The organism is Flavobacterium sp. CAU 1735, from assembly GCF_039888695.1.
In the GTDB taxonomy this organism is placed as follows: Bacteria; Bacteroidota; Bacteroidia; order Flavobacteriales; family Flavobacteriaceae; genus Flavobacterium.
Genome location: NZ_JBDQQQ010000001.1, coordinates 1,135,710 through 1,149,799 on the forward strand (window position 1 = coordinate 1,135,710; position 14,090 = coordinate 1,149,799).

The following is a 14,090-nucleotide window of genomic DNA, read 5'->3' on the forward strand; positions in this document are numbered from 1 at the left end:
TACAAAAATGTAATCTACATGTGAAAATAATTTCTTTCAGGCATTACTAAAACCGGGGACTGCAAAGTGCTCCCGGGTGTTTTGTTTCACCTCTAAAGAAAGAAATTATGTTGATTTTACAGCATGTCTCCTATATACATCCCAATAGGGAGCTTTTATTTGACGACCTGAATCTGGTTGTTAACAATTATGACAAAATAGCCTTAATAGGGCATAACGGCGTAGGAAAGTCCACGTTGTTTCGGATCATCACCGGAGCTGTACCAATTTCCGGAGGTCAGTGTACTATTCGTACCGAACCGTATTATATACCACAGGTATTCGGACAATTTAACGAGCTTACCGTAGCTGAAGCTTTACGGATTGACAGAAAATTACAGGCACTATCCGAAATCCTCTCCGGTACTGTAACTGAAGAAAATTTTACGACGCTCAACGACGATTGGACATTGGAAGAACGTTGTCGGGAAGCTTTGTGCTACTGGCAATTGGACGGTATCGACCTGAATCAGCCGATGCATACGTTAAGCGGCGGACAAAAAACAAAAGTTTTTCTGGCTGGAATTGCCATACATCAACCGGAATTGGTTTTATTGGACGAACCCAGTAATCACCTGGATCGTGCCGGACGTCAGTTGTTATACGACTTTATCCAATCGTCCAATATAGCGATGATTGTAATCAGTCATGATCGCAAGTTGCTAAATCTACTCGATATAACCTGCGAACTGACACCAAACGGGATTACGACCTATGGCGGTAATTATGATTTTTATACCACTCAAAAAGAGATCGAAAAGAATGCTTTACACCAGGATATTCAAAGCAAGGAAAAGGCCTTAAAAAAAGCAAAAGAAAAAGAACGGGAAACCTTGGAGCGCCAACAAAAACTGGATGCAAAAGGAAAAGGCAAACAGGAGAAATCCGGAGTGGCAAGAATAATGATCAATACTATGCGGAATAAAGCTGAAAACAGTACTTCCAAACTAAAAAGCATTCATGCCGAAAAAATAGGCGGTATCGCCAAAGAATTGCAAAATTTACGAGCTACAGTACCGGATAGCGACAAAATGAAATTTGGTTTTGGACTACCGGCACTACATAAAGGCAAATTATTTTTTAAAGCAACGGAACTAAATTTCTCGTATGACAATAGGCCACTATGGAAACATAATCTGAATATTGAAATCGCAAGCGGCGATCGCCTGACGATAAAAGGAGATAATGGTTCCGGAAAGACCACATTGATTCAGATTATTTTAGGCAATTTGCAACCTAAAACCGGAATAATTCACAGAATACCGATTAAAACAATCTATATCGATCAGGAATATTCCTTAATCGATAATGGTATAACGGTATACGAGCAGGCGCAACAGTTCAATACGGCTGCTTTGCCGGAACACGAGATAAAAATGCGTTTAAATCGGTTTCTGTTTACTTATGATGACTGGCAAAAGCCTTGTAAAGTCCTTAGTGGTGGAGAGCGAATGCGTTTGTTGCTTTGTGGTCTTACGATTGGAAATGAAGCGCCCGACTGTATTGTTCTGGATGAGCCGACAAATAATCTGGATTTGCAAAATATAGAAATTCTTACCGCTTCGATAAATGAATACAAAGGAACCCTGATTGTTGTTTCCCATGATGCTACTTTTTTGGAACAGCTGCATATTGAGAGAGAAATAGTACTATAATTACTTCTTTACACCTGACAGGTTTTTAAAACCTGTCAGGTGTTTGCAATTTTGTGCCTGTATAGATAATTATTTTGATGCATATTGCGAATAAAAGATCTCGATCAATGAATACTAAGGAACGTTGATTGTAGTTTCTCAAGATGCTACTTTTCTGGAACAGCTCCATATTGGGAAAGAAATAATCGTATAAGTAGATGTGAAAGCACGGAATTCAAATTCGTGCCTCCGGGTTGCGTAGATTACTATAGCTGAGATTCTTTTTCTTTACTAATTTAAAAAATAGCCTTGAATCAGTTTAGATAAAGAAAATTATTTGTGTGAATAACAAGTCTAACTAAAATTATAATATAAAAAATTAAGTATAAATACGTATTGTATGATATGATGAAATTTGTTTGCATGTTACAGTTTCCCGTAATGGAATAATAATTTTGTTGACGTTATTTGTGACTGAAAATCAAGATAGATCACCAAATTTAATGTTGAAAAAGCCATTAAATTTTAGGAGTTCAGATCTAGAATCAGGAAAAATATATTGTTTAAAAATTTTAAAATTATGCAAATAGAAGGAGCAGTTATTAAAGAACAAGGTCAACAATTCGCTATTGTTATTGTAAAATCAAATGTCCTTAATTCAAACCAAAGAGATGATATAAGGAGAGAGTTTTCAAAATATTTTTCTGGAATGCCAATCATTCTTATGGCACAAGATTCAAGAGGTGTTCCAACATATTACGGAAGAAAAGATATAGTAGCATTTTTATCAAAATTGGACGTATCTCAGATTCCGTGGAAAAAATTCACTTTTAGTTAATTAACCTGAAGGCATTGATTATAAAACCGTGCTTACGGAATTACACCTGACAGGTTTTTAAAACCTGTCAGGTGTCTATAGGATTAGTTTTTTTATGTACGTATTGTGAATAATAAACCCTTTATTTTTTTATAAATGGTCAATATGTAGCGAAAAAATATGGTTTAATTTATAAAGATTCTATTTTTCACAGATTGCAATTCTTTCTTTTTGAAGAGCGATAATAAAGAATTATTTTTGCAGTCCACTAACTTAATTGACAACTGTTTAATGACAAAAATGACGAATCGTGCCTTATTACAAGGCAGGATTTCGGCACTACTATTGCCATGCCTTTTTCCGATGGTATCCCAGGCACAGGATATCTTATGGGAAAAATCGTATGGTGGTAAACATGCCGAGTTCCTCGCAGACGTACTGCCCACGCCCGACTATGGGTTCCTCTTAGCTGGCAGTTCCTTATCCGACAAAAACGGAAACAAAGAAATGGTTTCGAGCGGTAATTTCGATTACTGGCTCTGGAAAATGGATGAACACGGATCACCCGAATGGCAAAAAAGCTATGGCGGATCCGGTATGGATTTTCTTCAAAGTGTACAACTCACAACCGATGGCGGTTTTATTCTGGCCGGTGTATCGGATTCCCCGAAAAGTGCCGGAAAAAAAGATGATTCCAAAGGTCATGATGACTTCTGGATTGTAAAACTCGACGCCAAAGGAGCCGAACAATGGCAACGCACTATTGGCGGAAACGGTCAGGAGCAACTGGCTTGTATCCGTCGTACCAAAGATGGCGGTTATATTGTAGGCGGTTCGTCCGCATCGGGAAAATCCGGTGACAAAACGCAAGCGAACTTCGGTAACCTGGATTACTGGGTGGTCAAATTGCGTTCGGACGGTACGATCGAATGGCAACAAACCTATGGCGGAAAATACCTTGATCAATTAAAAACAATCGAACAAACTCCCGATGGTGGTTATATCATTGGCGGTTACTCCAACTCACCGGCTTCCGGAAACAAACTCAACGACAATATAGGTGTGGGTGATTACTGGATCCTTAAAACTGACAAACAGGGAGGTATCGAGTGGCAACGTACCATAGGGGGTAATGGCGATGATCACCTGACGGCATTGATCCAATGCAAAACCGGCGGCTATTTATTAGGCGGAAGTTCCAATTCGAACCCGTCGAACGATAAAAGTAAGGCCAACGGTAAAGGAACCGACTTCTGGGTGGTACGATTGGACACGGATGGACAAACCATCTGGCAGGAAACCTATAATTACGGTAAAACCGACCTGTTAACTTCGATCATTGAGAATGACGATCATACGTTTTTGATCGGTGGTTATGCCCATACGGAAGTAGGCGAAGGCAAAAAAGATAAAAAAGACATCAACGACTATATCGCGGTAAAAATAAACGATAAAGGCGAAGAAGTATGGAGTAAAACCGTAGGAAGTGATGGGGAAGATATCTTAGGCCGATTAATCGAAACCCGTGACGGTGGTTATCTGCTTGCCGGAACCTCCAAAGGGAAGCCCTCGCGTAATAAAAGCGGCGGACATGGCGGTAGCGATTTTTGGGTGGTAAAACTTAAAGATCGTTACAAAAAAGAACTGGACAAACCGGCGATTGAAGCCCTTCCGAACCCGGCGCAACAATTCACGAACATCATTGTGGGTTACGACTTCCAAACGGGAACTGCTTCGGTATTTGACCTTTCGGGACGTCAACTGCAACAGTTTTCGATCGATAGTCGTACCGTACCGGTTGACTTAAGTCAGTACCCGGAAGGTATCTATATCGTAGAAATCCGTACCAACGTACAACACAATTCGGTAAAAGTCATCAAGGGCATCCAACCTAAATAAGAAATTACATGAAAAAAATACTACTCACCTTACTGCTTTTAGGGCTTTATGGGACAACTACGGCCCAAGACCTGCCACCTAGTCCCACCGCAATGGTACTTCCGGATATTACCAAACCTTCGGTCGATGCACAGGCAATTACCAAGTTTGGCGACATTCCGATTAGCGAATATACCGGAATGGTTAATGCGGCGATTCCTGTTTACACCTTAAAATCCGGAAAGCTTTCTTTGCCGGTTAGTTTAGATTATAATGCGGTTGGCGTTAAAGTAAGCCAACCGGCCACCTGGACCGGAATTAACTGGGTATTGAGTGCTGGTGGTGTGATTACCCGTACCGTACATGATAAAGGCGATGAAGCGGATAATCTCGATGGTCGTATCACGGCCGATACGATTGTGCCGGCTGGTTTATTAAACGGTTCCATGTATACGGCGTGGCTAAATACGGTTCTTGCTAAAAGACGGAAGTTATACGATATCAAACCAGATGTGTTTACGTTTAACTTGCCGGGCTATTCCGGAAGTTTCTTTTTGGACAAACAGTTTGTACCACGATTGGTTAAAGCGGATAGTAACCTGAAAATTGAGATCATCGGGCCAGCCTCTGATCTAAAAACACGCTTGCGACAATCGAGGGAATTTTGTATCACGACACCCGATGGTATAAAATACTATTTTGGTGGTGATAATGCTACCGAAACCTCTTTTTTGGGTAATCGTATTGATAATCCGTATGTTCCTACGGCTTATTATCTGACAAAAATCCAGCACCCTATAAATGGAATAATTACATTGGAATATGTGAGTGATGATGTTAATCGTACTATTCGATTGGAAACCAACGAAAGCTTAACAGTTAAGACGTGGGAAAGACCTTCTGAGCATCGGGAGTGTATCCGACCGGCGACTACCGAAATGAGCCACGATATAAACACATCCTATAATATCATTGCCAATGGTAAAACGCTGTCCAAGATCGTAGGGAATCAGGGAGCTACTGAAATTCTATTTAACAGCACGACCGGTTCGATTCAGAATTACCGAAAAGTATTAAACAGTATTACGGTAAAAGAAGAAAGTACAGTGATCAATACCATCGATTTAACGTACTATTTTCCACAAACACAAACTACATCAGATCGTTTTTTCCTAACCAAAGTGGAGTTTAATAAAAACAAAAACTATGGTGCCGGACGTAAATACGAACAATATGAGTTGGAGTATTATGAGGCTGGTCTTTTACCTAGTCGGAGCAGTCAGGCGAAAGATGTATTGGGCTATTACAACGGAAAGTCAAACACAACTGCATTACCGCAAAATACAGATCCGTTGTTTTATAATTACTATTCGAATCTGGCTGATCGTAGTTCTGATTTTTCTTATGCCGTTAAAGGTGCTTTAAAAAAGATCATTTTTCCTACCAAAGGGTATACAGAATTTGAATATGAAATGGTCAAATCGAAAGAACTGGATTATGGGAATACAGGAGTACAGATGAGCATTTGGCGGAATAATCCGGGGAGAAATCCGGTTAATAAAACATCGACAACTGCTTCCATTATGGGGAACCCTTACGAAAACCCGGACGGAACCTTTGGTTTTACCGGAATTTATATGGATCAAACCATTAAAGGGGTGGCAAACATTATCAGTAATAGTCAAATGGGACACACTGATGTAATCATTTTGAAAATTACGGATATAACGGATAATACCGTACAGCAATTTACTTTCCGAATGCCGGATGGTAACCAGCAAATAGGGACCGGAAGTTATGACTTTTCAGTAGATTTTACATTTGATGTGAAAAAAGACCATCAGTATTATGTACAACTGTATAACAATTACCAATTTTCGACGATGCAATTCGATGCCGAAGTATATTTCGTTTATGTAAAAGGAATGAAGTTAGTCGATGACGGCCCACTTCGGGTAAAACGGGTTACCGATTATACGGCCGAATCTCAAAATGCTTTTATCAAACGATATTATTATACGGGATTGGCAGATGTTGCTAAAAACCCGTTAGATCTGGCTGTTTTTAAAAAGAACTATTCCTATACAACCAGTTGGCAGTTGATGCAATGTTGTAATGGCGGTGGCGAAGCATCGTTGGAACACAAACAACAATTGGATATCAACTTTAAAACACTCTCATCACAATCCCAAATACCGTTATTTCAGCTTGAAGGAAAGTACGGAGAAGTGATTGTGAGTTATGGAGGCGATAGCTTTGAATTAGGCGGAAAATACAAACGTTTTTACAACGTGCCATTGGCTATAAACGAAGATATCCATTTGGTAGGTAGTACTGTTTTTCAGGGCGAAAGAGGTAGTTATATGGGGAATGCAGAAGATATTTACCATGGAACGCTAATGGAAGAGGCCGATTTGATTAAACGCGGAAACAATTTAGTTATGGTGCGGCAACAAACGTATGCATATCAGTATGAAGATATGGCCAGTATTACGGGTATTATTGGTGGATATGCCTATTATAACTGTTTGTTCCCTTCGAGTGGAGCCGATAATTTAGATTTGGCGAAGTATACGTTAATTGCCCGTAAGAAACAGCTCATTCAGAAAAAAACAGTCGATTTTGTGGGACCATTTTTAAGCACAGCCATAACCACAACAGAAGATTACCGCTATAACAGTTTGATCGGATTGCCTACTTCGGTTATCAGCAGTACCAGTGAAGAAGGTACCGTAACTCATGTAACTTATGTCTATGCAGATCAACCGCATTTGATTCCCAATACAACACCAATACAACAAGAAGCGATGGGCAAGTTGGTGGAACTTAATATGGTTTCGGAACCAATGATGGTAAAAACGTTTAAAGGGCCTAGTGATGGACTTCCAACGGCGCAAGGAACCAAAGTAACGCTATTCAAAAGCTGGAACAACAATCCGAACCGGATTTTACCGGAAATTATTCGTATTTCAAAAGGAGCCGGTGCTTTGGAAGATCGTATCCTGATTGAAAAATACGATGGATACGGAAACATGGCGCAGGTGCTACAAAAAGACGGCGCTGCGACCTATTATCAGTACAACAGTCGCAACCAATTGCTGCTTAAAATAGAAAACTATGCCTCGGGAGGTTCCAATGATACGGCCAATCCGATTCCATTACCGGAACTAACACCGGGAGCACCATGTGGACTAAATCAGAGTTATCCGGGAAGTATTGTAACCATGTTCTATTATGATGCCGTTACGAAGTTATTAACCCGAACCGTCGATACGAATTGCCGCAATACCTATTACGAATATGATAGTCTGTTACGTTTAAAACGTATTAAAGACCATGACGGAAATATCATGGAAGAATATGATACCAATTATAGAACCAACTAAAACCAGCAGTATGAGAAAATTACTTATGGCCTTATTGTGCGCGCCGGTTTGGATGGTGGCACAAACGAATTCACAAAACTGGACCAAGAAAACCAGCTATCGGGAGGCCAATAGCGGGCGACCGGCTTCAGCGGTGACCTATTACGATGGATTGGGCCGACCGGTACAGCAAAATATAAACAAACAATCCGGCACCGGAAAAGATCTGATTACCCATATGGAGTACGATATGGGACGTCAAATAAAAGAATACCTGCCGTATCCTGCCACGACTAATGATATGAGTTATCAGGCGGGAGCGCAATCGGCAACGTTAAGCTACTCGCAATATAGCGGACAATATCCCTTTAGCGAAAAGCTAGTGGAGTTATCCCCATTGGCACGTACCTTAAAACAGGGTGCTCCCGGAAGCGATTGGCAGGTCAACCCGAATGCGAATACCGATCATACCATAAAAATGGACTATCTGACCAATGGTGCAAACGAAGTCAAAAACTATTTTGCGACAACCTCTTGGGATAATACCAATGGTGTTTATACGATACAATTGCAGGATAAAGGATATTATGCGATCAGCCAATTGTATAAAACGATTGTTAAAGACGAGAACTGGACTTCGGGAACCAATAATACCACTGAAGAGTTTAAAGATAAAAATGGTCGTGTGGTTTTAAAGCGTGCCTATAACAATGGGGCGCATGATACCTATTATGTATATGATATCTATGGGAATCTGACGTATGTGATCCCACCGCTGGTGACCAATCCGGCTTCACAGTTGGACGATTTGTGTTATCAGTATAAATACGATTCCCGTAATCGTATGGTCGAAAAGAAACTACCGGGCAAACAATGGGAGTTTATCGTTTATGATAAAATTGACCGTGTGGTGGCCACCGGGCCGGCTTTATCACCTTTTGGCGGTACACAAACCGGTTATCTGATCACCAAATACGATGCTTTAAACAGGGCTGTATATACCGGATGGTTACAAACGGCATCTACCCGCGCAACTATGCAGGGACAATACAATGCTGCTGCGACCATAGTGTCAGAAGAACGACTTAAGGTTGGTGTTACGCAAACTGTCGACAATGTTACAATTAGTTATACCAACCGGGTAATCCCGACCAGTGGCATGACACTGCTGACGGTAAGTTACTACGATAATTATACCTATGTCAATGCCGTTACACAGCCGGATGCACCGCTTCAAACCGAAGCGACTTCAGTGACCGGACAACCGACCGGAAGTTGGGTACGCGTAATAACGACTCCGTCGGAAACGCTTAACGAACAGAGTTATACGTTATATGATCCGAAATACCGTCCGATTCGTTCCTATACGACCAATCATTTGGGCGGTTATACCCGAGTAGACAGTAAACTGGATTTTAGCGGAAAAGTAGAATTTACGCAAACCTATCATAAACTGAATAACAGTAGTCCGGAGTATACGATCAAGGATTCTTATACGTATACCGATGAAGATCGATTGCTGACACATGTCCATCAAATTAATGGCGGTGTTGAAGAGCTTATTACCAAAAACAACTATGATGAACTGGGTCGTTTGGAATCCAAAATCGTAGGCGGATCGGATATTACCGGAACCAGCGGTATGCAAAAAGTAGACTACCGTTATAACATCCGCGGCTGGTTAACCGATATTAACAACAGTGCCCCTTTGGGCGATCCGGGACTTGCTTTGGGCGAAGGCGACCTATTTGGATTTAAGATCAATTACAATCAGGTAACGGAAAGTGACAATGCTAAAGTAATATACGCTACCGAAAGTCAGGATGGTAATGTATTACCGCTTTATAACGGGAATATTTCGGAGACTTTTTGGGTAACCAGTAATGATAACGTTCTTAGAAAATACGGTTATACCTATGATGCGATAAATCGGATGACGTATAGTTATTATCAGCGGCCGGAAACCGGAAACCCTGCTACTAATTCCTATAATGAATATGTACGGTACGATAAAAATGGAAATATCACCAACTTATTTCGTAACGGAAATCTGGACAATCAGGTTTTTTCAATTCCGATTGATGAGCTGACTTATTTCTATAACGGAAACCGCCTGATGCGGGTAAACGATCTGACCAATAATCCGGAAGGATTTAAGGATAACGGTTATGGGAATACCTATAACGATTATGCCTATGATGCGAACGGTAATATGACTCAGGATGCGAATAAAAAGATTACGAATATTGTTTATAATCATTTAAACTTACCAACAGAAATTCTGTTTAGTGATGGTAATAAAATTGCTTATATTTACAACGCAGCCGGAGTTAAGGTACAAAAAAGTGTCCTGGATGGCGGTAGTACATCCCGTGTTGATTACCAACAGGGCTTTCAATATGAGAATCAGGAATTATCGTTTTTCCCACATACGGAGGGCTATGTTAAAGTAACGGAAGGTAACTATTTTAACTATATTTATAATTATACCGATCATTTAGGGAATGTTCGTATGAGTTGGACCTGGCACAAGAAAAATGGTAGTCTGGTCATTATGGAAGAAAACCATTATTATCCGTTTGGGCTTAAGCACCGTGCCTATAATGTAGAATCGTATACCTATGCCATGCCAATGGACGGTTCTCCGGGATATAATATACCCGAACTGGTTGGTGAAACGGTTGATAATCCGAATCCGTATAAATATAAATACAACGGAAAAGAGCTGCAAGACGAGTTGGGACTGAATATGTATGACTATGGAAATCGTAATTATGATGCTGCTATAGGTAGATTTATGAATATGGATAGATTTTCAGAAAAATATTATCATAAGAATCCATATCATTATGGGGCTAATAATCCTGTAATATTTAATGATATTAAAGGCGATAGTATTATGATATATTCTAACCAAGATAAATCGTATGTTAAATATGAAAATGGAAATTTATATTCTCGAAATACTGAAACGGGGAAATGGGGTTCATATAATGGTAAAAATTTAAAAATAAATAAAGACGGAAGTAAAACTATTGGAGGCTTTTTAGGTAAAGCAATGACTGCACTTGATAAAATTAGAAACGGAGGGACATCAGGAAATGAATTAATTACTACGATTCAAAATAACTCAAAAGATATTAGAATTAGGGAAGGAGAAAATGCTTCATCTGGTGTTGCTGGTGGTGTAACTTGGAATGATTCTAATAGTGATGTGGCAGGAACAAGTAGGCCTTCATACATTGGACTAGCTCATGAATTAGGACATGCATATGATGGATTAGATGGGATTATGAACTTTAATACTATTGGAACTATTGGAAATACAGAAATTCCTGCAAATGAACTAATAGCTATGCATTGGGAGAATAGAATTAGGAGTGAAAATGGTATCTCTCCACGCTCAAGTTATGGAATGGGAAATAATGGACAAGCTGTAGGACAGAATATAAATAAATATGGGCAAAGCTTACATTTTTATAAACAATCAGTAATTCCTTCTATAAGTTTACAAACTCAATTTTCATCATCTGGTTTTAAAGTTGTTCCTGTAACGACTGGAGCAACTACAGTTGTAATACCTTATCAATATTAAATATTTATGAAAACACTATATGGTTTAATCATAGGAATTATACTTGTTATACAAGTACCTAAAATGATTACATTAAAAGAGTATTATTGTGGTTTTGGTGTCATATTTAACAAAGAGTATAAATATCCTTTTGTCCAATCTGACTATAAAGAGCCATTCACTCCAACTATAACGCAGCTTAAGAAAGCTGAGAATTTATTAATGATAGGTTACTATGACTATAAAAATAAAGTAATCGATAGTTTTAATTCAAATAAAAAAACAGATATTAAATTAAAAGAACCTAAAAATGTTAAGAAAAGATTTTCTAAATATTATAGACAATATGCAGGTTATGTAAATAGTTCTAATGATAGTATTATTTATATTGGGTTATTTAATTTTTCTAACTCAAAAAAAGCATCTATTTATTTTGAAGGTTGGGATAAAACGCTATTTTTAGGAAGTGGAGAATATTATGAAAATAACCAAGAGTCCTATTTAATAAATCTTAGCAAAGAAAATATATCTTTTAAGTAAACTTCTACAAAGTGTATTTATGAAAGGATCCCAGATAGCGCGGATTTGTAATCCGTGTAATTAAAACTAAAAAACTACAACCCCGATAGCGCGGATTTGCAATCCGTGCAATTAAAACTAAAAGCTACAACTGTAAAAAGTTGTAGTTTTGTTTTTATAGGATATGCGGTTTTTGTGTATTTTAAACTAAGCACGGATTGCAAATCCGCGCTATCTGGGTGTCGCAGCAACTGCTAGTGCAGAGGGAGGTGTAAGCAAATCAGTTTTTTCAGAAGTAGGTAAAGTGGAATCACTTGCGGAATCGAAAAATATTAAGAGCATGCAGTCAGGTCTGAGATCTGAAAAGGTAGTTGGTGAGATCTTGGATAAAATGAAATCTCCTGAAGGTTTTGATGTTTCTAAACATACAATTGGAGGGTATTTTTCAGAGGGTACTTATTATATAAATGAAGGAAATCATAGAATGGGGGCTGGATTACAATATCAAGTAGAAACTGGAAGTTCAATGTATGTTGATAAGTTTTTAGAAACAGGATCTTGGACATCTAAAACACCAGCCGCTAAGACATATAAATTTACAACTAATACAGATTAATACATGAACAGATATAAATTTAAAAAAAGCGAAGTTTATAAAATAAATTTGCCTCCAAGTTTTCAAGATATTGAGACTGTAAAAAATAATTTTGATTTGTCTAATTTTAATAATGTCTCAATTCTTTTAAGTAGTTTTTCATTTGATACAGAAAAGTTTGATTCATTTATTTTGCATGATTACGTTCAATATTTCGCTGTAGACAAAAAATTTCTTTATTTTTATGAAGAGAATAAAAATTCACCAATTAAAAAACTTTCTGTAAAGCAGAAAATCATTCTAAATTTAATCACAGTTATAGATAAATATGATTGTTTTCTCTTTTCACTCGAAGCTTTGAGTATTGATACGAAATTGCATTTGATTTTTCTATTTAGTTATCTAACAAATTATAAATATGAAAAGACTTTTATCTGTTTTGACTATTTAAAGAATGATCATGATAGTACAAAAGTTGAAATTAATTTATTAAAACCAAGTTGGCAAGAAGATTTACTAGAGAAATTGGAATTTAATGATTAGATTTTGGTAATCTACCTGATAGCGCGGATTTGTAATCCGTGTAAATAAAGAAAGAGCAAGCTACAACCCTAAAAAGGTGTAGTTTTGTTTTAACCCGATAGCGCGGATTTGTAATCCGTGCCAATAAAGAAGAAGCAAACTACAAACCCGATAGCGCGGATTTGTAATCCGTGCTAATAACGAAAGAGCAAACTACAACCCTAAAAAGTTGTAGTTTTGTTTTTATAGGGTATGCGGTTTTAGTGAATTTTAAGCTTAGCACGGATTGCAAATCCGCGCTATCTGGGGCTAGATTTGCTACAAGACTTTCTAATTCAGGATTATTAATAGAACATAATCATAGTCATCCTTATCATGACCTAGGTGAAGGTTCAAACAGTGATAAGAGCTTTAAAAAAGAAATTTTAAATAATATCTCAAGCTACAATGAAAGAAATCCTGATAAAAAGTCAGTAATACCAACTTTTAATGTATACTTCAACTATAAATATAATTCATATTGATGATGAAAAAAATGATTACATCTTTAATTGCTATCTTGCTCATATCTTGCTCTACATCTAATAAATATATAGCAGAGGCTAGTTTATGTAATTCTGATATTGACAATTATTTTAGTGTTAAACTAGTAAAAATAGAGGGAGATTTACAAAAATTAGTCGTGAATGCAAAAAATAATTTTACCAATAAAATTAAGAAAAAACCAGAGTTCATAATAATTAAACTTTCTAAGTCTTCTTCAAATCCTATGATTAATATTGATGTACAAGACTATCTATACAATAATAAATTTGATAAAGAAATATTCAATAATAATTTTGTTTTTGGATGTGTACTAAATAACACATTAGTCTTATTTGAAGGAGAAGAAAACTATGAATATTTTAAAGATTATTTAGCAATTACAAATGAGCAACTTTGTGTAAAAATTATATACAGTAAGTACACAAACGCTTATTATCATGTATATGAATTAAAAGGAAAAAATTTTATATTAAAAGAAAGTAAATCTACTTCTGATATATATACAGAGTAAAACCCGATAGCGCGGATTTGTAATCCGTGCCAATAAAGAAGAAGCAAACTACAACCCTAAAAAGTTGTAGTTTTGTTTTTTATCTATGAG

Annotated in this window: 9 protein-coding genes; all 9 read left to right on the top strand. The window is 37.6% G+C overall.

The genetic code is table 11. From position 1 onward, the window contains the following. The first annotated feature begins 107 nt into the window (after positions 1-107). The 9 genes from AAFN64_RS05360 to AAFN64_RS05400 all read left to right on the top strand — a co-directional run bounded on the left by AAFN64_RS05360 (position 108) and on the right by AAFN64_RS05400 (position 14,000). A complete protein-coding gene (locus tag AAFN64_RS05360; protein ID WP_347759526.1) occupies positions 108-1,694 on the top strand; it encodes an ABC-F family ATP-binding cassette domain-containing protein in 1,587 nt (528 codons plus the stop codon). 559 nt (positions 1,695-2,253) lie between these two features. After that, positions 2,254-2,511 carry a hypothetical protein gene (locus tag AAFN64_RS05365; protein WP_347759528.1) on the top strand — a complete coding sequence of 86 codons (258 nt, stop codon included), beginning with the start codon at positions 2,254-2,256 and terminating at the stop codon, positions 2,509-2,511. A 270-nt stretch (positions 2,512-2,781) separates the two neighbouring features. Continuing rightward, positions 2,782-4,389 carry a T9SS type A sorting domain-containing protein gene (locus AAFN64_RS05370; RefSeq protein WP_347759529.1) on the top strand — a complete coding sequence of 536 codons (1,608 nt, stop codon included), beginning with the start codon at positions 2,782-2,784 and terminating at the stop codon, positions 4,387-4,389. 8 nt (positions 4,390-4,397) lie between these two features. After that, a complete protein-coding gene (locus AAFN64_RS05375; RefSeq protein WP_347759530.1) occupies positions 4,398-7,754 on the top strand; it encodes a hypothetical protein in 3,357 nt (1,118 codons plus the stop codon). A 10-nt stretch (positions 7,755-7,764) separates the two neighbouring features. Beyond that, entirely contained in the window at positions 7,765-11,328 is a 3,564-nt protein-coding gene (locus AAFN64_RS05380) for a DUF6443 domain-containing protein (protein WP_347759531.1), read from the top strand. A 6-nt stretch (positions 11,329-11,334) separates the two neighbouring features. Beyond that, positions 11,335-11,847 carry a hypothetical protein gene (locus AAFN64_RS05385; RefSeq protein WP_347759532.1) on the top strand — a complete coding sequence of 171 codons (513 nt, stop codon included), beginning with the start codon at positions 11,335-11,337 and terminating at the stop codon, positions 11,845-11,847. 283 nt (positions 11,848-12,130) lie between these two features. Further along, entirely contained in the window at positions 12,131-12,442 is a 312-nt protein-coding gene (locus AAFN64_RS05390; protein ID WP_347759533.1) for a hypothetical protein, read from the top strand. A gap of 3 nt (positions 12,443-12,445) precedes the next feature. Beyond that, on the top strand, positions 12,446-12,964 hold the full coding sequence (locus AAFN64_RS05395; RefSeq protein ID WP_347759534.1) for a hypothetical protein: 519 nt from the start codon (positions 12,446-12,448) through the stop codon (positions 12,962-12,964). 502 nt (positions 12,965-13,466) lie between these two features. Then, positions 13,467-14,000 carry a hypothetical protein gene (locus AAFN64_RS05400; RefSeq protein ID WP_347759535.1) on the top strand — a complete coding sequence of 178 codons (534 nt, stop codon included), beginning with the start codon at positions 13,467-13,469 and terminating at the stop codon, positions 13,998-14,000. Positions 14,001-14,090 lie beyond the last annotated feature (90 nt).

Excerpts from the sequence above, each read along its gene's own strand:
- AAFN64_RS05370 (WP_347759529.1), top strand. The coding sequence starts at position 2,782 with ATGACAAAAATGACGAATCGTGCCTTATTACAAGGCAGGATTTCGGCA.
- AAFN64_RS05365 (WP_347759528.1), top strand. The coding sequence starts at position 2,254 with ATGCAAATAGAAGGAGCAGTTATTAAAGAACAAGGTCAACAATTCGCT.
- AAFN64_RS05400 (WP_347759535.1), top strand. The coding sequence starts at position 13,467 with ATGATGAAAAAAATGATTACATCTTTAATTGCTATCTTGCTCATATCT.
- AAFN64_RS05385 (WP_347759532.1), top strand. The coding sequence starts at position 11,335 with ATGAAAACACTATATGGTTTAATCATAGGAATTATACTTGTTATACAA.
- AAFN64_RS05395 (WP_347759534.1), top strand. The coding sequence starts at position 12,446 with ATGAACAGATATAAATTTAAAAAAAGCGAAGTTTATAAAATAAATTTG.
- AAFN64_RS05380 (WP_347759531.1), top strand. The coding sequence starts at position 7,765 with ATGAGAAAATTACTTATGGCCTTATTGTGCGCGCCGGTTTGGATGGTG.
- AAFN64_RS05360 (WP_347759526.1), top strand. The coding sequence starts at position 108 with ATGTTGATTTTACAGCATGTCTCCTATATACATCCCAATAGGGAGCTT.
- AAFN64_RS05375 (WP_347759530.1), top strand. The coding sequence starts at position 4,398 with ATGAAAAAAATACTACTCACCTTACTGCTTTTAGGGCTTTATGGGACA.